Raw genomic sequence first — 20,630 nt, 5'->3', positions numbered from 1 at the left:
GACGAGCGAGAAAAGCCCTCAAAAACTGATGGATGGCCTCATGCGGCGCGCCCTCGCTCACGGCACCGTCATCGCCGACGGCGCGATGGGAACAATGCTCCAAGCTGCAGATCCCTCAATAGAAGATTTCCAGGGCCATGAAGGTTGCAATGAAATTCTGAACGTGACGCGCGCAGATCTCGTGCGCTCTGTGCACGATGCCTATCTAGAGGTCGGCGTTGATGCCATTGAGACCAATACCTTTGGCGCAAACTGGGCGAACTTGGCCGAGTATGGAATTGAAGACCGGATCTATGAACTGGCCTACGCCGGCGGTGTCATTGCTCGACAAGCCGCTGATGCTTACTCAACTTCTGATAAACCTCGCTTTGTTCTTGGTTCACTCGGTCCTGGTACCAAACTACCTAGCCTCGGTCATACAACATATGAAAAATTGAAAGAGGCTTATTACACCGCCTCTAAAGGTTTAGTTGATTCCGGTTCTGATGCGTTGCTGATTGAAACCACACAGGATTTATTGCAGGCCAAAGCAGCGGTCAATGGCGCCAGACAAGCGATCACAGAAGCTAAGCGTGATGTCATTCTCATCGCGCAGGTCACGGTTGAGACAACAGGGACGATGCTCTTGGGTTCTGAAATCGGAGCAGCGTTAAACGCACTTGAGCCACTCGATATTGATCTCATCGGATTAAATTGTGCAACCGGACCAACCGAGATGTCAGAGCACTTGCGGTATCTCTCGAAGAATTCGCAGGTGGCAATCTCAGTGATGCCAAATGCCGGTCTTCCGATTCTGGGCAAGAAAGGTGCTGAGTATCCGCTAGGGCCAGAAGAGCTAGCAGTTGCGCTTGAAACCTTCGTCAATGACTATGGAATCACCTTGATTGGTGGTTGCTGTGGCACAACTCCGACCCACATGCAGGCCGTTGTGAAGAAATTGGCTGCCAAGAAAGTTGATGCCCGAAAAATCACTATTGAACCAGGTGCTTCTTCTATCTATCAGTACGTTCCTTTTAGACAAGAGAAAACATATCTAGCGATCGGCGAGCGTACCAACGCCAACGGTTCACGAGCTTTCAGAGATGCGTTGGTTACTGAAGATTGGGCAACCTGTGTTGAGATAGCACGAGATCAGATTCGAGATGGCGCCCATATGCTTGATCTCTCCGTTGATTATGTTGGTCGCGATGGCGCTAGAGATATGAAAGAGATTGCTTCTCGATTTGCAACATCTTCCACTCTTCCGATTGTTCTTGATTCAACAGAGCCGGCAGTACTCAAAGCTGGTCTGGAATCACTCGGCGGACGTAGCGTCATTAACTCGGTTAACTATGAAGATGGCGATGGTCCCACTTCACGCTTTGCAAGAATTATGCCACTTGTCAAAGAACATGGTGCATCGGTAGTAGCACTTACTATTGATGAGGAAGGCCAGGCGCGTACAGCTGAGTGGAAGATGCGTGTTTCACGTCGCTTGATAGCTGACTTAACCGAAAACTGGTCGATGAATGTCGGCGATATTTTGATTGACACACTCACCTTTCCTATCGCCACAGGTCAAGAAGAGACCAGACGTGATGGACTTGAAACAATTAGCGCGATTCGCACCTTAAAGAGTGAATATCCCGATGTGCAAACAACTTTAGGTGTGAGCAATGTTTCCTTCGGCCTTAATCCCGCCGCTCGAGTTGTACTCAACTCCGTCTTTCTCTCTGAGTGCGTGGAAGCGGGCCTTGATTCGGCCATTGTCCACCCTTCCAAGATCATGCCGATGGCCAGAATCGAACCGCGCCAGAAGGAAGTGGCACTCGATCTGATTTATGACCGGAGAGTATTTGATGGCGAGAATTGCACCTATGACCCACTACAAGAGTTCCTCCAACTCTTTGAAGGCGTGGAGTTAGCTGCCTCTCGTAACATCAGAGCTTCAGAATTAGCCGCACTTCCACTTCGCCAACGTTTAGAGCGTCGCATTATTGATGGTGAAAAAGTTGGGCTCACTGACGATCTAGATGCCGCGATGAGTGAGGGGGTTGCCCCGCTTGCGATCATTAATGATCATCTTCTAGAAGGCATGAAGGTAGTTGGGGAGCTCTTTGGTAAGGGTGAGATGCAGCTTCCATTCGTACTGCAAAGTGCGGAAGTGATGAAGTCTGCCGTGGCATACCTAGAACCTCATATGGAGAAGACCAGTGACGGTGGGCGTGGGCGGATGTTGCTGGCAACCGTTAAGGGTGATGTGCACGATATTGGAAAGAACCTGGTAGATATCATTCTTTCGAATAACGGATATCAAGTTGTCAACATTGGAATTAAGCAGACTGCCAATCAGATCATTGACGCGGCTATTGAACATGATGTCGACGCTGTAGGTATGTCTGGTCTCTTGGTGAAATCCACTGTCATCATGCGTGAGAATCTGGAAGAGATTACTAGTCGCGGACTCGATCAGAAATGGCCGATTGTTCTTGGGGGTGCTGCTCTCACGCGCGCCTATGTCGAACAAGACCTGGCGGCAATTTTCCCAGGAGAGGTCAGATATGCACGAGATGCTTTCGAAGGTTTGCGCCTGATGGATGCAATCATGGCTGTTAAGCGCGGCGATGAAGGAGCGGCGCTGCCGGCACTTCGCGAGCGAAAAGTTAAGGCCGTAGCTAAGTCGAGTGAACCGAAAGTTATTGACACGCAACGAAGTGATGTTGCGATAGATATTGATATACCAAAGGCGCCATTCTTCGGTTCACGTATCGTTAAAGGTATTGCACTCGCTGACTATTTTGGCATGCTCGATGAACGTGCACTCTTCGTTGGTCAATGGGGTCTTAAGGGCGCGCGCGGAGAATTCGATGTAATGGCTGAATCTGAAGGTCGGCCGCGTCTTCGTCAATTACTGAACGAAGTCCAGTCAAATGGTTGGCTAGAAGCTGCAGTTGTATACGGATATTTCCCATGCGTCTCTGAAGGTAATGACCTGATTATTTTGCATCATGAAGGTCCTCTGGCCGGTCAGGAGAGAACGAGATTCTCATTCCCGCGTCAATCACGTGATCGCAGACTTTGTTTAGCGGACTTCTTTGCAAGTAAAGACTCAGGAAAAACCGATGTTGTTGCCTTCCACGTTGTTACCATGGGAAACACAGTGAGTAAGGCCGCAAATGAGTTATTTGCAGCCGATAAGTATCGTGAATACCTTGAGTTACACGGTCTCTCGGTCCAACTCACTGAAGCACTTGCCGAACATTGGCACGCTCGTATTCGAGAAGAGATGTCCGTGCGAAATCTTGATTCACCAGATCTACAGGGCATTTTGGATCAAGGTTATCGAGGATCGCGATACTCATTTGGTTATCCAGCTTGCCCTGATATTGAACAGCAGACTCAACTTTGTGAATTACTTGAACCGGGTCGCATTGGAGTTGAACTCTCGGAGGAATTCCAGCTCCATCCCGAACAGAGCACTTCGGCAATTATTGTTCATCACCCAGAAGCGAAGTACTTCAACGCCAACTAATTCTTGACTACTTTACGTGTGCTGGGCAGATTGCTTTAAAGAAACACCAGTCACATAATCTAGACTTCCGTGTGGGAAAGTGCCCAGTTTCAATAGCGGTGAGAATCTCAGAGCCGATATTGTTCAATTTCTTTTCAGTAGAAGTCAGCTGTGCTTCGGTCGGCTGACTTTCAATAGTTTTCACATCACCTAAGTAAATCAATTTAAGCATGCGGGGGAGAACTCCGTGGTTCTGCCAGTAGAGAAGAGCGTATACACGTAACTGAAACAGCGCTTTCTCCTCCCATCCCGGCTTGGGAGATTTGCCTGTTTTGTAATCAACAATCCGCACCTCACCAGTGGGTGCGATATCAAGTCGATCAACATAACCGTGGAGGTAAACCTCATCCGAAATGTTTCGCTCTAAATGCAGTTCCCGATAGGTTGATTCAAATGTTGTTGGGTTTTCGAGGGAGAAGTAGTTAGTCAATAGCGCCTGCGCACGGTCCATCCACTCTTTCTCATCAAGAACTAGCGCACCAAGTTCGGGGGTTTTCTCCAATTGCGCACTCCACGATGCGGGCAGTAAATCAACCGCGCTCTCAAAAGTTCGATCCGAAGCAGGAAGTTCAAAGATGTCTTCTAACACTGAGTGAATTAACTTCCCGCGTTCTGCATCAATACTGGGCGGTTCAGGCAAGAGGTCTATCGCTCGGTATTTATAGAGTTGTGGGCAGTTGGTGAAATCATTCATTCTGCTGGGGGAAAGACGTAACTGCTCCATGGGCGCCGACGATACCGCCCGCGCCAGCGCGGGGAGTCATTCCTCGCCTAAGATGCCTCTGTGTCTGAACATGGGTTCTTTAAAGCCGGCGATCGTATTCAACTTACCGATCCCAAGGGAAAGCTATATACCTTCACGATAACCCCTGGTAAAGAGTGGCACACCCATAAGGGCTGGATTACTCACGATGATCTCATCGGATTACCCGAAGGCTCAGTTGTCAGCACTACCGCTGGACTTAAATTCACAGCATTCATTCCATTGCTGGCCGATTATGTTTTATCTATGCCGCGCGGGGCCACAATTGTGTATCCAAAAGATGCAGCAATGATTGTCGGAGTTGCAGATATCTACCCTGGAGCGCGAGTTCTTGAGGCAGGTGTGGGTAGCGGGGCGCTTACGCTCTCACTTCTACGCGCCGTAGGTGAGAATGGTTCTGTTCATTCAGTTGAGCGCCGTCAAGATTTTGCCGATAACGCGCAAGCAAATATTGAAAATTACTTTGGGGCACCACCTAAAAATTGGAAGTTAGATGTGGGTTCGGTCCAGGAGCAAATCTTTACCGAGAAATATGATCGCGTGATCCTTGACATGCTTGCTCCTTGGGAATGCGTTTCGATGGCTGCCGAGGTATTACGTCCAGGGGGAGTATTTCTAGCCTACGTGGCAACTACCACCCAGCTTTCGGCAACAGCGGAAGCACTCAAAGCAGACGGACACTTCACTGAACCAGAGAGTTCAGAAACAATTGTTCGAGGTTGGCATCATGAAGGCCTTGCCGTTCGCCCGCAACAAAGAATGATCGGTCACACCGGTTTCCTTATCCAAAGCAGGCGAATGGCACCAGGTGTTGAAGTGTTGGCTCGCCGCAGACGTCCGGCAAAAGGTGCTTACGGTGTCACGGAAGAGTGAACGACTCATTAATCTCACGATTGCGCTCTTAGCAACGAAGAGATTCATTACTAAATCTGAAATCTTTAGGACTATTGAGGGCTATGAAGGAAGTCTTGAGTCTAAAGAGAGAATGTTCGAGCGAGATAAAGATGATCTACGCTCTCTTGGCATAGAGATAGAAGTTGGTTCCTTCGACCCACTCTTTAATGATGAGGCCGGTTATCGCATCAAGCAGGAGAGATACCAACTAGATCTTGGTGATATTACTGCCCTTGAAATTTCTCTTTTGTCCTTAGCCGCTCAGGCATGGCAAGGAGCTTCACTAGATGATGCTGCGCAGCGCGCACTGGTTAAGTTGAATTCACTTGGAATACCAGTTGATGAAGCAAATTTGCCGGACTCTATACCCTTCTTCTCTGATGATGGATTAGATCTTCCGAAGATCACGCGCGCTATTGCAGAGCACCAGATTCTTGAATTTACTTACCAAAACTATGACTTGACGGTGGAAAATAGACGTATTGTTCCGATAGCTCTATCAACCCGCTCAGGCCACTGGTATTTAGCTGGAGTAGATCAGAGTATCGAGGAGGTTCGGACCTTCCGTTTTGATCGAGTAATCGGAACTTTTACCGTGAAGAAAGGACCTAAGAAGTTCGAAACTCCCGAAAACTTTGATTCTCAGAGTCTATTCGAAACAGTGAAGAACATCGACGCAGTAATTGATGTCCGTCGCGGCAAAGGCACCTCACTGCGCGCTCTCGCATCATCGACGAAGTCGAAAGGTGAGTGGGATCAGATTCAGATTCCGATCCTAGATATGAAAACTCTGGCTGCCTTGATCCTCTGGCACGGAGATGATGTCTATGTTCATTCGCCAGTGGAGCTGCGCGAGATCATCATTTCAAGTCTCAAAGATATATTGGAGACACATGGCTAAGAACGCGCCAAAGAATGCTGTGAGCCCATTAGAGCGCACTTCTCGATTGCTAGATCTCGTTCCGTATATCAATACACATCAGGGTATTTCTCTTGTTGATTTGGCCGAAGTGTTCGAGGTCTCCACTAACCAAATGATCAGCGATTTGACGACACTTTGGATGTGCGGCCTTCCCGGCTACACGCCGCTAGAACTAATGGATTTAGATTTTGAATCTGGTTACGTGACGATTAGAAATGCACCAACCCTTGCAAAGCCTCGATCCATCACACACGAAGAGGGTGTAGCGCTCGTTCTTGGTTTAGATGTCCTGCGATCTGCAATTTCGACCAAAAGAACAGATCTTATAGAAGCAATTAGTTCACTTTCACAACGTATCGCCCGCCTTGTTAATCTTCCATTAGCGCTCTCCGCATCAAGTGATATCAGCCATGAAGTAACAACTTCAGTAAAGGAAGCGATAGCTCATCGCAGTGGACTGCAGATCTCATATCACTCGCTCTATAAGGATGAAGTCTCCTCGAGGGTCGTACTTCCGCTAGAGATACTTGAGAGTCAGGGGTATTTGTACCTGCACGCGTACTGCTTCACAGCCCTTGATTTCAGACATTTCCGGATAGATAGAATTCAAGCAGCAATTTCAGCGCAGGTGAAAAAGCCTTCGACAGCGCCACCTGTTAATCCCGAGAAAATTGATTTTTCGGTAAAGGTGCTGAGGCCAACTAGAGATGTTGCCGAACGCTTTCAAGAATCTAACCTGGAAGCTGGAACCGTCTTCGAAAGTTCGTCGTTTTCACAACATTGGATTGCAAGGTCTGTGTTGGCATCTGGCGGCGCTATCGAACTTCTCGCCCCAGCAGAGATCCGGAGTGAACTCGCCAAAAGAGCCAAAGTGATACTCAACCGTTATGAGGGGTGATTTCCTCGCCTACCCATTCAAAGATACCTGGTGTAATCTATGTTCAAATCTCACGCTAAGGAGTTCACAATATGAATCTAGGTCCAAAAGAAATCATCATCCTGCTTATTGTTGTTCTGGTCCTCTTCGGTGCAAAGCGTCTTCCTGATTCTGCTCGTTCTCTCGGCCGTTCGATGCGAATCTTCAAGAGTGAGATGAAAGAGATGAAGGCTGACGATTCTGTTATTGAAGAAGACGGCAAAAAAGAGAAGTAATCTGATGGCATCTAAACGACAAGGGCAGATGCCGCTCATCGATCACCTACGAGAACTCAGGAAACGAGTTCTGAGTTCAGCAATCGCAATTGTCGTGGCATTTGGTGGGGGATGGTATTTTTACAATTCAATTCTCGTTGCCCTAGCTAAACCTGTATGCGATTTGCGAACAGCCCAAGCTTCAGGAGCTGCAAGTTGTGGGCCTTTATATATCAGTGGTGTCTTGGGTCCGCTAGATTTGCAGATCAAGGTGGCTCTCATGACTGCAGTTATAGTCTCCGCTCCATTCTGGCTTTACCAACTTTGGGCGTTCATTGCCCCTGCACTTCATAGAAAAGAGAAGCGCAATAGTTTTCTTTTTATCACAGCCGCCACCCCTTTCTTCATTATGGGAGCAACTCTTGGTTACTTGATTCTACCCATAGCTATACAAGCGCTTTTTGGCTTCACTCCGGATGCGGTGAGCAACTTGGTGCGCTTTGATGATTACTTAGATTTCGTTCTCCGAATAATTCTGTTCGTAGGTCTCGCCTTTGAGCTACCAGTATTCTTACTCACCTTTAACCTGATTGGATTCTTAAGAGGACGCACCATCCTCAAACCCTGGCGCGCATGGATATTTTCTATCTGTCTTGCGGTTGCAGCCCTATCACCAACAGGGGACCCATTGAGTATGGCTCTACTGTCTGCTCCTTTAATTCTCTTCTACTTTATGGCAGCTGGGATTGCTCTGCTTGTAGATAAGAAGCGAGATAGTAAAGTTCAAGATGTAGAAACTGGCAGTACCAAGATCGCTGCACCAACCCCAATTACAGAATAGCCGATAGGCTCGTCCTATGTGGGCGTTAGCCATCAATCCAACATCTGGACATGGCAAGGGCGCGCTGGCTGGTGAGAAAGTTACGGCTTACTTCGCCCAGCGGAAGTTGAAGTATCAAGTCTTCTCATCGCGCTCAGCAAAGGGGCTCAAGGCAGAGCTCGAGCACTTTTTAGATACCCACCCATGCGATGGTGTCATCTCTATCGGCGGTGATGGACTTGCGCATCTTGTTTTGCAGTTAGTAGTTCCTCGATCTATTGCCTTTGCAGTGATTCCTGCCGGCACTGGCAATGACATCGTTCGTTCTTTGGGTTGGTCACTAGAAGATTCCACAAATTACCTTGATCATGTCATCAGTAGTCCGGCAACGCCGATTGACTTAGGTAATGTTGATTCTGAATGGTTTGCTGCAATTCTTTCGACTGGTTTTGATTCTGTAGTTAATGAGAAAGCAAATTCAATGGCCTGGCCTCGTGGACCGCAGCGATATAACGTTGCGATAGCCCTTGAACTCCCAAGATTTGCGCCGATCGAATATGAGATTACTACCGACAATCGCACCTTCACTACCAAAGCGATGTTGATTGCGATTGGCAATGGGAGATCCTATGGGGGAGGGATGCTTGTCTGCCCGCATGCAAAACTCGATGATGGCCTCTTTGATGTGATGATTCTGAAACCTGTGAGTAAGTTGGAGTTCATAAAGGTATTCCCGAAAGTGTTTTCCGGCTCTCACATCACACATCCAGCCGTTGAGATATTTCGCACCAAGAAGATCGAACTCAACGCTGATGCAATTGCATACGCCGACGGCGAGCGAATAGGTCCAGTTCCAGTTTCGGCGCAATGTATCGCAGGTGCTGGACTAACATGGCCCCTATGACCACGCCGGCGGAGCAATACGCAGCCGCCAAGAAGCGAGGGACTCACCCCCTCACAACCCAATTCATTGAGCAGTTTGATTTCGGTTTTGATGAATTTCAGATTACCGCTTGTCAAGCCGTTGAAGATGGCAAGGGTGTACTCGTGGCAGCGCCAACCGGAGCCGGCAAGACGGTAGTAGGAGAGTTTGCAGCTTTTAGTTCACTGGCTCGCGGAAGGAAATGTTTTTATACAACACCCATAAAAGCTCTTTCAAACCAGAAGTTTGCTGAGTTTCAAGAACGTTTTGGTGAACACCGTGTGGGTCTTCTGACCGGTGATACAAACATCAACTCGGAAGCTGACATCTTGGTGATGACCACTGAAGTCCTTCGAAACATGCTTTATGCGAACTCATCTACGCTCACCAATCTTGGATCAGTAGTGATGGATGAGGTGCATTATTTAGCCGATAAGTTTCGCGGAGCGGTGTGGGAAGAAGTTCTTATTCACCTCATGGAGAGCGTGCAGGTGGTCTCACTTTCTGCGACTGTCTCCAATGCTGAAGAATTTGGCGAATGGCTCGGTGAGATACGTGGCGCCACCGAGGTGATAGTCAGTGAAATCAGACCCATCCCGCTCTATCAACATGTACTTATTGGCGATCGGATGATTGATCTCTTTAACGAACCAGGAAGAATCAATCCTGAGATTTTAGGTCTTGAGCGAGAAGCGCTACGACGGACCAAAGCACCCAGAGGACGGCGCGATAGATTTAACGATAGTGAAAGTCGATTATCACGTGCTGAAATTATCGAGAAGCTTCAGCGAGAGAACTTATTGCCTGCAATTACCTTCATCTTCTCCCGTGTCGGCTGTGATGCTGCGGTTAAGCAGTGCCTGAATGAGGGAGTGAAGTTAACAACTACTGAAGAGCGGATAGAAATTGTTGCAACCGCCCAGCGTTACACGCAGAACCTAGCCGAAGAGGATTTAGAAGTTTTAGGTTATCGCGATTGGCTCACCGCACTCGAACGTGGAATCGCTGCCCACCATGCAGGTATGTTGCCTAGCTTTAAGGGCGCGGTAGAAGATCTTTTTAAGCGTGGTCTGGTCAAGGCGGTCTTTGCTACTGAAACCTTGGCACTTGGAATTAATATGCCAGCGCGCACCGTTGTCTTAGAAAAGCTCACGAAGTGGAATGGTGAGGCACACGTTTCGATTACACCCGGGGAGTACACCCAGCTCACTGGTCGAGCAGGTCGTCGCGGAATTGATATTGAAGGTAACGCCGTTGTGCAGTGGTCTCCAACTGTAGATTCTGCTACCGCAGCGGGGCTAGCTTCAACTCGAACATATCCACTTCGTTCTTCCTTTACTCCCACCTACAACATGTCGATTAATCTCATCGCCCGTTTTGGAAGAGAACGTGCGCGAGGAAGTCTGGAGTCATCCTTTGCCCAGTTCCAAGCAGACCGAGCAGTTATTGGATTAGTCAGACAGATACGAAAGAATGATTCTGCTGCAGCAGAGCAAGATGAGTCTGCACAATGCCATCTCGGGAACTTTTCAGAGTATGCCCGCACTCGAATCGATATTAAGGAACTAGAGCGATTGCTGAGCAAACGAGATGGTCGGCGCACCTTTGATCAACGTCAGAGAGTAAAGATGGAGAACGAACTTGATTCCATGCGGCGTGCACTTCGTGCCCATCCCTGCCACTCCTGTAACGATCGCGAAACACACGCCCGATTTGCCGAACGCGCCGATAGATTGAACAGGGAATCTGAAGGTTTACGTTCTCGTGTGGAAAATCGCACTCACGTGATTGCAAAGACATTCGACCGAATCTGTAATGTGCTGACCCATCTTGGCTATATCGAGGGTGAAAAGCCACTAGCGCAAGGCAAGATTCTGGCAAAGATTTATGCTGAATCAGATTTGCTTCTCACCGAATCAATTCGTAGGGGAGTCTTTGAAAATCTAACTCCGGTCGAACTCTTATCGGTTGCCTCCGCGATGATCTATGAGAGTCGAAGTGTTGAAAACTATGCCCCCAAGATGCCACACCAAAATGTCGCCAACGCCCTTGCCGTTGTTGCCAAGATTTGGGTGGAACTTGAGGATATTGAAAATGAGTTTGATGTGAAGACCCAACGTGAGCCCGATTTTGGTTTCTGTTATGCCGCATATCGCTGGGCCAATGGCCACTCACTGAGCAGTGTTATCAAAGGCACCGATATGACGGTTGGTGATTTCGTCCGATGCATCAAGCAATTGATTGATTTACTTACTCAGATTGGTGGCGCCGCAGAGAATCTTCGTCCGATATGTAAAGAGGGTGTCAAACGTTTAGATCGCGGTGTTGTTTCCTATATGTTGGGTGAGCTATGACGCTCATGCTTCTAGATAGCGCCTCACTTTGGTATCGCGCCTACTATGGAATGCCGGACACGCTTTTGTCTCCGAGCGGAATGCCGGTCAACGCCATTCGCGGATATCTTGATATGACCGCCCGCTTAATTGGTATGTATTCACCCAACCGAATAGTTGCTTGCATAGAGGGAGACTGGCGCCCATCCTGGAGAGTCGATTTATTTCCTGCATATAAAGCTAATCGACTTGAGGATGATAGTGAAGTGGAAGAAGAGCCAGAGACTCTCACTCCGCAGATTCCAGTATTACTGGACCTACTAGATGCGTTTGGCATTCCGATGGTCGGCGTTGATGACTATGAGGCCGATGATGTTATGGCCACCTTTGCCGTGAGAGAAAAGGGCCCTATTCGTATTGTGACGGGAGATAGGGATCTCTTTCAGCTGGTTGATGACAAACGAGATGTAAAAGTTGTTTACCTGGCAAAAGGAATCTCGCAACATGACTTAGTTGATAGCTCTTGGGTTGCCAACAAGTATGGAATACCAGGGGATAGGTATGCCCTCTTTGCCATGTTTAGAGGAGATCCTTCCGATGGCTTGCCTGGAGTAAAGGGGATAGGTGAGAAAGGTGCAGCCCTGATTGCCAACAATTTCGCTTCGGTAGAAGATGCACTGGCTGGTGCTAAGGCTGGACATGAAGTACTGAGTGCGTCACTTGCCAAGAAAATTATTGAAGGAGCGGACTATTTGAAGATTGTACCGACACTGGTCAACTGCGCGCGCGATGTGGCCATTCCTTCCATGAAAATAGATACTCCCGCTAAGCCAGATGACTTATCTGCAATCTATGCCATCAAAGAGGAGTACGGGTTAGGGGCTAGCGTCGATAGATTGATATCGGCTCTGCGATGGTAAAGATAGCCTTCGCCGCATTTCTTGTTAGTGCCGCTTTCGAGCCAATCGGGATCTGGTATCTAGCAGTTATTGGCCTAACGCTATATCTACAAAAGTTGCGAAGTAGTTCCAGACCAATGCTTCATAGTCTTGCTTTCGGTTTCATTCTCAATGCAATAGTTCTTTACTGGAGTGGAAAGTACGTGGGTCCAATCCCATGGTTACTGCTCTCAGCTTTGCAGGCGCTTTTTTATCTCCCTGTTGGTTGGGTCTATCGGCGCACTCATCGCCTGCTGTGGAGCGCCCTTGCCTTACTCGCAATGGAAGAGATTCGTTCCCGCTTTCCCTTCGGTGGCTTTGGTTGGACTCGGATCGCATTTAGTCAGGTTGAGTCACCGGCGCTACCCATAGTCGCCATCGGGGGAGTCATTGCTCTTTCCGCATTCACACTTGCAATAGCTCTTCTTCTGGTGCGCATACGCGGTAAAAATCTCGCGGCAATTCTCGCCTTATTCATCATTGCGTTCTTGCTTCCTGCAAATCCACAGGGGAGTGGTGAAGTAAACCTCATCGCTATCCAAGGAAACACACCTGAAGTAGGCCTTGGATTTAACTCCAGAGCAAAGGCGGTCTTTGATCTACATCGAGATGTAACAAGACGAGTAACTGCAGACCAATATGATGCAATCATTTGGCCAGAAAATGCTATTGACATAGATCCGCGGCTATTTCCGGAAGTTCAAGCTGATATAGCTGCCCTCACGGGTGATTTAAGTACGCCCATTATTGCTGGAGTTGTTCAACAATCTACTAATGGACCGCAGAACGCCTCAATTCTCTTCGGCGAGGATGGAATGAGAGAAAGTGTTTATATCAAGCGAGGACTGACGCCTTTTGGAGAATATATACCGCTGCGAGGATTAGCTGAACTAGTCAGTCCGCTGGCCAAAAAAGTCAATGACTTTATACCGGGAAGTAAGCGAGTAATTCATACGGTAGCGGGCGTTGAACTTGGTCCAATCATTTGTTATGAAATCATCCTCGATGATCTGGTACGGGATATGGCTAAAAATTCCAAGGCGTTGATTGTGCAGACTAATAGCGCCACCTTTGCTGGTACTGCAGAAAGTGCGCAACAATTAGCCATCACTCGCATACGAGCAGTTGAACATTCCAGAGCTATTTTAAGTGTTTCCACGGTCGGAATGTCCGCCTTTATAGATAATAATGGGCGAGTGTTAAGCCAAACAGGAGAGAATACGCAGGAGTCTTTGGTAGGTTCTTTGGTGCTCAATAATTCTCGAACTCTGATTAATCGGATTCTTTCATGAGTCGTTTCGTAATCTTGATTCCCACCTACAATGAATCCATTTCAATAGTCGAATTACTCAATTCTCTTGCCACTATTCAAAATCGTTATCAATTTGACGTGGTTGTCTTAGATGATAATTCCCCGGATAGAACTGCAGATATTGCCCAGAATCTTGGATATTCATGGGTGAGTGTTATCCGAAGGCCCGGCAAAGCCGGTCTTGGGGCTGCTTATCATGCGGGATTTCAGGCGGTACTAAAGGACGAGAAATACACCCATGTAGTTACTATGGATGCAGATGGTTCACATCGAGTTCAAGATCTAGCTCCAATGTTTACGGCTGCAGAATCAGTTGCAAATGGGATTAAATCTATTGTCCTTGGAACGCGTTGGATGCCCGGCGGTTCGGTTGTGAACTGGCCTCGGAGTCGACAATTACTCTCTCGCGCAGGTACTGCCTACGCCCAGGCAATACTTCGTATCCCGCTGCGCGATCTCACCGGCGGTTTCCGTATTTACAGTACTTCGCTACTTCGTTCATTAAATCTCACCGATATGACAGCAACTGGATATTGTTTTCAGATCGAGATGGCGATGGCCAGTGATTTAGCTGGAGCAATCAAGATTGAAGTTCCGATCACCTTCGTGGAGCGAATTAACGGGGTTTCTAAGATGAGTAAGGCGATTGTTGTGGAAGCACTCTGGCAGACCACGCTCTGGGGTCTATCTCGCAGGCTGAGACCTAACGCCGATAAGTTACATTATGTAAAGTAAGGAAGATTCAACTACGCGAAGGACTCAATCGGTGGGCAGGAACAGACCAGGTTCCTATCCCCGTATGCCCCATCTATGCGCCCTGTGGTGGGCCAGTACTTGCCCTTCATGCCGATAAGTTCACCAGGAATAAGTCCGGTAAATGTTGCTGGAAAAGCTCCGCGTTCGCGGCTATAACTGCGATCCCACTCATTTGATGCCACTGCCCCCACTGTGTGAGGTGCATGGCGCAGAGCAGAATCTTCTACCGCAACTTTACCTTCAATAATCTCATCAATTTCATACTTAATTGCAATCATCGCATCAATGAAGCGATTCATCTCAAGAATATCTTCTGATTCCGTTGGTTCAATCATCAGTGTTCCTGGAACCGGAAATGACATTGTCGGTGCGTGGAAACCAAAGTCCATCAGGCGCTTTGCGATGTCATCGACGGTGACGCCACTTATCTTGGTTATCTCCCTTACATCGAGAATACATTCATGGGCGATCAAACCTTTATCACCGGTATACAAAATCGGATAGGAGCCCTTTAAACGCGCTGCCATGTAGTTAGCGCTAAGAATTGCTACCTCTGTTGCATGAGTAAGTCCTGCTCCCCCCATAAGGCGGATATAGGCCCATGAAATCGGCAAGATGCTGGCCGAACCAAAGGGTGCACCAGAGATAGGCCCTGGACCTGTTGTAGGGCCCGCAGTTGCATCAAGTGGATGGTTAGGCAGAAACGGTGCTAAATGTGCACGAGCAATTACTGGACCAACTCCCGGTCCCCCACCACCATGTGGAATACAGAAGGTCTTATGTAAATTTAAATGCGAAACGTCAGCACCAAATTTTCCCGGCTGAGCTAGACCAACAAGTGCATTGAGATTTGCGCCGTCGACGTATACCTGTCCGCCTGCCTCGTGAACTAATGCGCAGATTTCAGAGATGGCAGATTCGAAAACTCCATGAGTTGATGGATAGGTGACCATGAGCGCCGCCAACTTTCCTGCATGTTCGGCTATCTTCAACTTCAGATCATCAAGGCTCACATTGCCCGCTTCATCACAGGTGATGACTACGACCTTCATTCCAGCCATCACCGCACTGGCTGCATTCGTGCCATGAGCACTGGAAGGAATTAGACAGATATCGCGCTCTTGTTCAGAGCGAGAATCGTGATAATTACGAATGGCGAGCAGGCCAGCGAACTCCCCTTGGCTACCAGCATTAGGCTGCAGCGACACTGCGTCGTAACCAGTGATTTCAACCAGCCATCTCGAAAGTTGAGCAATCAGTTTGCGCGATCCCTTGCTCTGATCTGCTGGTGCGAAAGGATGCAGCGATGCGAACTCCGGCCAGGTGACGGCTTCCATCTCAGTGACGGAATTGAGCTTCATAGTGCAAGAACCCAACGGAATCATCGTTCTATCAAGTGCTAGATCGCGATCTGCAAGTGTGCGCAAGTAACGCATCATCGAAGTTTCTGAATGGTAGGTATTAAAAACTGGGTGTTGCAAGAAGGTGGAGGTTCTCTTAACGGCCGGTGAAATACCACTCCCCTGGGCTGAGACGACCTTTGCGCCAAAGATACTTACAATCTCGGCAAACTTACTTGAAGTGATAGTTTCATCTAGAGAAATACGAACATGCTTTGCATCAACTACTCCAAGATTGATTCGCAAGGAAGCTGCCATTTTATGAACCGCTGCTGCATCAGCCACCTTGATAGTTAAAGTGTCAAAGTAACTTTTGTTAACACTCTCCACGACGGTTGCCAGAGCTGCGGTGAATCCATGAACACGCTCGGCAATTTCAATCAAACCTTTTGGTCCGTGCCACATTGAATAGAACGCACTCATATTGGCAAGTAATACCTGAGCAGTGCAGATATTACTTGTCGCCTTATCTCGTCTGATGTGTTGCTCACGCGTTTGTAGCGCTAAACGAAATGCTGGATTGCCGTGCGCATCAACACTTTGACCAATCAGTCGACCAGGTAGAGCTCGCTCTAGTCCAGCACGCACCGCCATAAATCCTGCGTGTGGTCCGCCGAATCCCATCGGAACACCGAAACGCTGGGCTGAACCCACTGCGATATCTGCGCCCCACTCCCCTGGCGCTGTGATCAAGGTGAGTGCAAGCAGATCTGTAGCTGCGATTACTAGCGCATCTTTGGAATGTGCCTGCGTTGCCAATTCACTGAAATCATTGATCGCACCAGTTGTATCCGGGTACTGAACCAAAACTCCAAAGAAATTCAGAAAAGGATCTACAGCGAGAACATCCACCTCAAGCACCTTGATTCCAAGTGGCTTCGCTCGAGTAATTACTACCGCTTTGGTTTGAGGATGCACATTGTGATCAATCAGAAATACCGCGTCATCACTGGCTTTAGAGGTGCGTCTAGCCAAGGTCATTGCTTCAGCTGCCGCGGTTGATTCATCGAGCATAGAAGCGTTAGAGATCGCAAGACCAGTCATATCGGTAATCACGGTTTGAAATGCGAAGAGTGCCTCCAGGCGACCCTGCGAAATCTCTGGTTGATAAGGAGTGTAGGCGGTATACCAAGCCGGATTTTCTAAAACATTTCGTTTGATAACCGGTGGTGTGATGGTGCCGTAATAACCAGTGCCAATAAGTGAGGTAAAGATTTCGTTCTCTGAAGCTAGAGCGCGAAGTTCATCAATGACTTCAACTTCACTCTTCGCGCTATCCAGGACTTGCGCGAGTTTCTTTTCTATGACGATATTTTCTGGAACTACATCGACGATAAAATCTTTGAGATTTGAGTATCCAAGGACAGAGAGCATCTCCTCTTCTTGTGCACCAGAGGGGCCGATATGTCGATCTTGAAAACCTTTACTACCGCCCACGTGACCACCCATTCAACTCATCTATGGCCCTATCGCCTTAAATTAGATGAGCGAAATATATGAGTATTAGGCGCCTTTCGCCTTTCGACGCAGTGAGAGTTCATCACTATTTTGAGAAACGACAGTCTCACCGTTTACTTCACCCGCAAGGGTGGCAAGAGAACCCTCAACCTCAGACCAAACCTTGCCCACAGCGATTCCAAAAACTCCTTGACCGCCAGCTAGTAGATCGATAATTTCATCAGGGCTTGCACACTCATAAATAGATGCCCCATCACTCATCAGAGTGATTCGCTCTAAATCTGTCACACCGCGTTCGCGCAAGTGAGTTACTGCGGTGCGAATATTCTGTAGTGAAACACCAGCATCAAGTAAACGCTTAACAATTTTCAGTACCAAGATGTCGCGGAAACCATAGAGACGTGCACTACCTGAACCCGTAGCTGTGCGAATTGAAGGCTCAACAAGACCGGTGCGCGCCCAATAATCTAATTGGCGATATGAAATTCCAGCAGCAGAACACGCTGTCGCACCGCGATAACCAATTTCAAATTCTTGCTCAGTCACGAGAGGGGGCTCGCTTTCGTCTAGGGGGTTGCCTCAAGGGTACGCTTGAGAATCCTAGAAAGTCAGTACCGACACGAAACAAACCTCTACTTGAGGTTGAGACTTCTGATCTAGCCGGCGAAGTCTTCCGGATTGATCTGATCTAGGAATTCCCGGAATGCTTCAAGCTCCTGGTCCCCCGCTGCCGAAACCTCTGATGCCACCTGCTCTGGGATATCGATTCCCACCTGATCGAGCAAATCGTTATCAACCAAAATGTTTGACTTGGTACGTAGCGCAATTGCGATGGCATCAGATGGACGAGCAGAGAGCGCCGGCAGCGCGCCTTTGTCATTTCTTAGGTTTAACTCCGCGTAGAAGACCCCATCGACTATCGCCGTAATATGGACAGATGCCAGCGTGATGTCTACTCGCTCTAATACATCTCGAATCAAATCATGTGTCAGCGGACGAGGCGCTGCCAACCCTTGCTGGGCAAAGGCTATAGAAGTTGCTTCCACCGCCCCCACCCAGATGGGAAGAAATCTTGAGCCTTCAATCTCTTTAAGCAAAACGATGGGTTGATTCGAGGGCATCTCAATTCGCACTCCCACGACTTCAACCGGAATAAACATCAAAGAAAATTCTTATGCGATTAACGAGGACGATTTAAGCCGCCACGTACCAAGGCAGCATGGAGTCGAACAGATAGGGATGCAATCTCTTTCTGAACTTCCTCGGCGCGAGCTTTTGCCTCCGTGCTCTTTTGCCTAGTAAAGGGAGTGATCACTTGTTCAATCAATCCAATCTCGCGATCAGCTGCTGATTTAAAGGAGCGAAGGTGGCGCGGTTCAATTCCAAATCCAGCCATCTCAGCAACAGCGCGGGCAACAGAGAGGGCATCTCCGTCATAGTGACGACCGCGAATTTGAATAAGTCCATATGACTCGAGTTCGACCAACTGGGCATCATCTAACGCCGATGCCGCAAGCAGCTCCTCGCGAGATAAACGCATCTCGGATTGTTCGCCAAATGCTGCCGGTGCGAATTCACCATCGACTGTGGCAAGGCCAAGTGTTGGACGCGGAGCAGGGATTCCTCCGGCAGGTGCTGGCTGCAGACCACGATCTAGCGCGTCTAGATTTTCCTTAATAACTTTAAGTGGCAGGTACTGATCTCGTTGGGCTAGCAGGACGTAACGAAGTCGCTCTAGGTCAGTTGTCGTGAATTTACGGTATCCAGAGGGTGTTCGCTGGGGCTCAATCAGACCTTCCGACTCTAAAAAACGAATCTTTGAGATCGTGATGTCGGCGAAATCGCCGCGCAACTTAGTGAGTACTTCACCGATACTTAAGTAGGCCCGTGCTGGAACGCTCAACTGACTTCTCCCCTAGTAGATCTTGAATTGTCTTGTAAAACTCTTTACTTTGGAGCTGTGATAAATAAAAGATGGAACTTGCCGACCTGAATCTCATCCCCCACAGATAATTGCTTCTCGGTGGTTGGCTCATTATTGATATATGAGCCATTGAGACTTCCAGTATCTTTAAAGATGAACCCTGAATCTGATTTTTCAATTGCTGCGTGCTTTCTAGAGACTGTCACATCATCAAGAAATATTGCACTTTCCGCTGATCGACCAATAGTTGCTCCCTGGTCTGTCACCAGAAATCTGGCACCTCGTCCGGGACCGCGATGAATGAGAACCATTGCAGATTTACCATCGCCAGCCAAGGTGGATTCCAGAACAGCACGCTCTTCCGCAGACGATGTTGCTAGATAATCCTTTATGAGCTCTGACGAAGAGTCACCAACCACGGGACGAAGTCCCAGGTGGAGAGTGCTGGTTAGCTCAGGCTTTGAATCTGCCTCTGCCATGAACTCACCCCCTTCGATGTCAACTTAAGGGTGACACTAGAGAGTTGCGGCAGAGAAATCAAGCGGAGATTTATGCGGTAATTGCACCATATTGCGCCGCCGAAAGCAGTCCTGCTGGCTCTGCTCCTACTTCAATTTCAACCAACCATCCCAATCCGTAGGGATCGGAGTTGATCAGCTCTGGTGTGGCGCTAAGGGTTTCATTAATTGCAACAACGGTTCCAGTAAGGGGTGCGAAGATTTCGGAAACGCTCTTTGTTGATTCAACTTCGCCACACACCGCATCAGCGATGACCTTTTCACCAATTTTCGGCATTTGCACGTAGACAATGTCACCGAGGGCGCCCTGGGCGAAGTCAGTAATGCCCATTCGATAGCGAAGTGCAGTTTCGGTAGGTGCTACCCACTCATGTTCTTTTGTGTACTGCAATTCTGCTGGAATTACCGACATCGTGCGCCTCTACTATCCGCTAGATAACTTCTGGGCGCACTCTAATGCTATTTATCCCGGTCCGGAAATACCCGATGGCCGTGGCTACATAGAGAGCCACTCCCCAGCCGGTAAAGGCCCAGCCGAAAATGAAGGCAACGGTGCCATACCAATTCGGGTTAAGCGCTAGAAGTAGAAATGGGAAGGCATAGAGCAGATTAAATGTCGCTGCCTTACCCAGATATGTCACTTGCAACGTAGGAAGCCCTCGCATCTGAATCACCAGGGCCAGTATCGCCATCGCAACATCGCGGGCTACCAAGACAAGTATGACCCAGAGTGGAATCGCATCTCTGATGTATAAGACGATGATGGTGGCTGCAATATAGAGACGATCAATCGTGGGATCAGCGATCTCGCCAAAGCGCGATTCTTGATTAAGTGCGCGAGCTAATTTGCCATCAAAGTAATCAGTAGCGCCGCCAATCATCAGGACCAGGATGGCCCAACCATCTGCACGTTGATCTAAGGCGAGCCAGATGAAGAGCGGAATCCCTAGGAATCGCAGGAATGTGAGCGCGTTAGGAATCGTCAACAT

General features: G+C 48.4%; 18 protein-coding genes and 1 pseudogene. 11 read left to right on the top strand and 8 right to left on the bottom strand.

Annotated features, from left to right (window positions below; all coding sequences use genetic code 11):
- Positions 1-40: 40 nt before the first annotated feature.
- Positions 41-3,511 carry a methionine synthase gene (gene metH, locus A1sIIB76_RS03235; protein ID WP_223298796.1) on the top strand — a complete coding sequence of 1,157 codons (3,471 nt, stop codon included), beginning with the start codon at positions 41-43 and terminating at the stop codon, positions 3,509-3,511.
- Between the two features lie 7 nt (positions 3,512-3,518).
- On the opposite strand, the gene A1sIIB76_RS03230 is transcribed toward metH, so the two are convergent.
- A complete protein-coding gene (locus A1sIIB76_RS03230) occupies positions 3,519-4,274 on the bottom strand; it encodes a RecB family exonuclease (RefSeq protein WP_095697015.1) in 756 nt (251 codons plus the stop codon).
- Between the two features lie 60 nt (positions 4,275-4,334).
- Between A1sIIB76_RS03230 and A1sIIB76_RS03225 the strand changes: the two genes are divergently transcribed.
- The 10 genes and pseudogenes from A1sIIB76_RS03225 (at position 4,335) to A1sIIB76_RS03180 (ending at position 14,320) form a co-directional block, all read left to right on the top strand.
- Positions 4,335-5,186, top strand: coding sequence for a tRNA (adenine-N1)-methyltransferase (locus A1sIIB76_RS03225; RefSeq protein ID WP_095697014.1), 852 nt, complete (start codon positions 4,335-4,337; stop codon positions 5,184-5,186).
- Positions 5,170-6,108 carry a helix-turn-helix transcriptional regulator gene (locus A1sIIB76_RS03220; protein ID WP_095697013.1) on the top strand — a complete coding sequence of 313 codons (939 nt, stop codon included), beginning with the start codon at positions 5,170-5,172 and terminating at the stop codon, positions 6,106-6,108. Before A1sIIB76_RS03225 ends, A1sIIB76_RS03220 begins: the two co-directional genes overlap by 17 nt.
- Positions 6,101-7,027: a helix-turn-helix transcriptional regulator gene (locus A1sIIB76_RS03215; RefSeq protein WP_190286256.1), complete on the top strand. Its 927-nt coding sequence runs from the start codon at positions 6,101-6,103 to the stop codon at positions 7,025-7,027. The genes A1sIIB76_RS03220 and A1sIIB76_RS03215 overlap by 8 nt, the downstream gene beginning before the upstream one ends.
- A gap of 71 nt (positions 7,028-7,098) precedes the next feature.
- A pseudogene (tatA, locus tag A1sIIB76_RS03210) lies at positions 7,099-7,251 on the top strand (Sec-independent protein translocase subunit TatA); the annotation flags it as partial.
- 34 nt (positions 7,252-7,285) lie between these two features.
- Positions 7,286-8,101, top strand: a complete 816-nt coding sequence (gene tatC / locus A1sIIB76_RS03205) for a twin-arginine translocase subunit TatC (RefSeq protein ID WP_095697011.1) — start codon at positions 7,286-7,288, stop codon at positions 8,099-8,101.
- A 16-nt stretch (positions 8,102-8,117) separates the two neighbouring features.
- Entirely contained in the window at positions 8,118-8,984 is an 867-nt protein-coding gene (locus A1sIIB76_RS03200; protein WP_095697010.1) for a diacylglycerol/lipid kinase family protein, read from the top strand.
- A complete protein-coding gene (locus A1sIIB76_RS03195; protein WP_095697009.1) occupies positions 8,981-11,356 on the top strand; it encodes a DEAD/DEAH box helicase in 2,376 nt (791 codons plus the stop codon). The genes A1sIIB76_RS03200 and A1sIIB76_RS03195 overlap by 4 nt, the downstream gene beginning before the upstream one ends.
- Entirely contained in the window at positions 11,353-12,255 is a 903-nt protein-coding gene (locus tag A1sIIB76_RS03190; protein WP_095697008.1) for a 5'-3' exonuclease, read from the top strand. The genes A1sIIB76_RS03195 and A1sIIB76_RS03190 overlap by 4 nt, the downstream gene beginning before the upstream one ends.
- On the top strand, positions 12,249-13,565 hold the full coding sequence (lnt, locus tag A1sIIB76_RS03185) for an apolipoprotein N-acyltransferase (RefSeq protein ID WP_095697007.1): 1,317 nt from the start codon (positions 12,249-12,251) through the stop codon (positions 13,563-13,565). Before A1sIIB76_RS03190 ends, lnt begins: the two co-directional genes overlap by 7 nt.
- Entirely contained in the window at positions 13,562-14,320 is a 759-nt protein-coding gene (locus A1sIIB76_RS03180; RefSeq protein WP_095697006.1) for a polyprenol monophosphomannose synthase, read from the top strand. The genes lnt and A1sIIB76_RS03180 overlap by 4 nt, the downstream gene beginning before the upstream one ends.
- 11 nt (positions 14,321-14,331) lie before the next feature.
- Here A1sIIB76_RS03180 and gcvP read toward each other — a convergent pair whose 3' ends face one another.
- The 7 genes from gcvP to A1sIIB76_RS03145 all read right to left on the bottom strand — a co-directional run bounded on the left by gcvP (position 14,332) and on the right by A1sIIB76_RS03145 (position 20,630).
- Positions 14,332-17,190, bottom strand: coding sequence for an aminomethyl-transferring glycine dehydrogenase (gcvP, locus tag A1sIIB76_RS03175; protein WP_095697005.1), 2,859 nt, complete (start codon positions 17,188-17,190; stop codon positions 14,332-14,334).
- A gap of 54 nt (positions 17,191-17,244) precedes the next feature.
- The gene (locus tag A1sIIB76_RS03170) at positions 17,245-17,745 is read right to left on the bottom strand and encodes a MerR family transcriptional regulator (RefSeq protein WP_095674788.1); all 501 of its coding nucleotides are present in this window, start codon (positions 17,743-17,745) and stop codon (positions 17,245-17,247) included.
- Between the two features lie 110 nt (positions 17,746-17,855).
- A complete protein-coding gene (locus tag A1sIIB76_RS03165; protein ID WP_095697004.1) occupies positions 17,856-18,359 on the bottom strand; it encodes a bifunctional nuclease family protein in 504 nt (167 codons plus the stop codon).
- A 20-nt stretch (positions 18,360-18,379) separates the two neighbouring features.
- Positions 18,380-19,102: a transcriptional regulator FtsR gene (gene ftsR / locus A1sIIB76_RS03160; RefSeq protein WP_095674786.1), complete on the bottom strand. Its 723-nt coding sequence runs from the start codon at positions 19,100-19,102 to the stop codon at positions 18,380-18,382.
- A 44-nt stretch (positions 19,103-19,146) separates the two neighbouring features.
- Positions 19,147-19,602: an FHA domain-containing protein gene (locus tag A1sIIB76_RS03155; protein WP_095684685.1), complete on the bottom strand. Its 456-nt coding sequence runs from the start codon at positions 19,600-19,602 to the stop codon at positions 19,147-19,149.
- Between the two features lie 70 nt (positions 19,603-19,672).
- Positions 19,673-20,053, bottom strand: a complete 381-nt coding sequence (gcvH, locus tag A1sIIB76_RS03150; protein ID WP_095674784.1) for a glycine cleavage system protein GcvH — start codon at positions 20,051-20,053, stop codon at positions 19,673-19,675.
- 19 nt (positions 20,054-20,072) lie between these two features.
- Positions 20,073-20,630 carry a CDP-alcohol phosphatidyltransferase family protein gene (locus A1sIIB76_RS03145; RefSeq protein ID WP_095693614.1) on the bottom strand — a complete coding sequence of 186 codons (558 nt, stop codon included), beginning with the start codon at positions 20,628-20,630 and terminating at the stop codon, positions 20,073-20,075.

The sequence above is a fragment of the Candidatus Planktophila versatilis genome (assembly GCF_002288265.1).
GTDB classification, from domain to species: Bacteria; Actinomycetota; Actinomycetes; order Nanopelagicales; family Nanopelagicaceae; genus Planktophila; species Planktophila versatilis.
This window is presented reverse-complemented; position numbering and strand designations above follow the sequence as displayed.

Excerpts from the sequence above, each read along its gene's own strand:
- gcvP (WP_095697005.1), bottom strand. The coding sequence starts at position 17,190 with ATGGGTGGTCACGTGGGCGGTAGTAAAGGTTTTCAAGATCGACATATC.
- A1sIIB76_RS03230 (WP_095697015.1), bottom strand. The coding sequence starts at position 4,274 with ATGGAGCAGTTACGTCTTTCCCCCAGCAGAATGAATGATTTCACCAAC.
- A1sIIB76_RS03145 (WP_095693614.1), bottom strand. The coding sequence starts at position 20,630 with ATGTTGACGATTCCTAACGCGCTCACATTCCTGCGATTCCTAGGGATT.
- A1sIIB76_RS03190 (WP_095697008.1), top strand. The coding sequence starts at position 11,353 with ATGACGCTCATGCTTCTAGATAGCGCCTCACTTTGGTATCGCGCCTAC.
- A1sIIB76_RS03215 (WP_190286256.1), top strand. The coding sequence starts at position 6,101 with ATGGCTAAGAACGCGCCAAAGAATGCTGTGAGCCCATTAGAGCGCACT.
- tatC (WP_095697011.1), top strand. The coding sequence starts at position 7,286 with ATGGCATCTAAACGACAAGGGCAGATGCCGCTCATCGATCACCTACGA.
- A1sIIB76_RS03195 (WP_095697009.1), top strand. The coding sequence starts at position 8,981 with ATGACCACGCCGGCGGAGCAATACGCAGCCGCCAAGAAGCGAGGGACT.
- A1sIIB76_RS03180 (WP_095697006.1), top strand. The coding sequence starts at position 13,562 with ATGAGTCGTTTCGTAATCTTGATTCCCACCTACAATGAATCCATTTCA.
- lnt (WP_095697007.1), top strand. The coding sequence starts at position 12,249 with ATGGTAAAGATAGCCTTCGCCGCATTTCTTGTTAGTGCCGCTTTCGAG.
- gcvH (WP_095674784.1), bottom strand. The coding sequence starts at position 20,053 with ATGTCGGTAATTCCAGCAGAATTGCAGTACACAAAAGAACATGAGTGG.
- A1sIIB76_RS03200 (WP_095697010.1), top strand. The coding sequence starts at position 8,118 with ATGTGGGCGTTAGCCATCAATCCAACATCTGGACATGGCAAGGGCGCG.
- A1sIIB76_RS03165 (WP_095697004.1), bottom strand. The coding sequence starts at position 18,359 with ATGTTTATTCCGGTTGAAGTCGTGGGAGTGCGAATTGAGATGCCCTCG.
- A1sIIB76_RS03155 (WP_095684685.1), bottom strand. The coding sequence starts at position 19,602 with ATGGCAGAGGCAGATTCAAAGCCTGAGCTAACCAGCACTCTCCACCTG.
- metH (WP_223298796.1), top strand. The coding sequence starts at position 41 with ATGCGGCGCGCCCTCGCTCACGGCACCGTCATCGCCGACGGCGCGATG.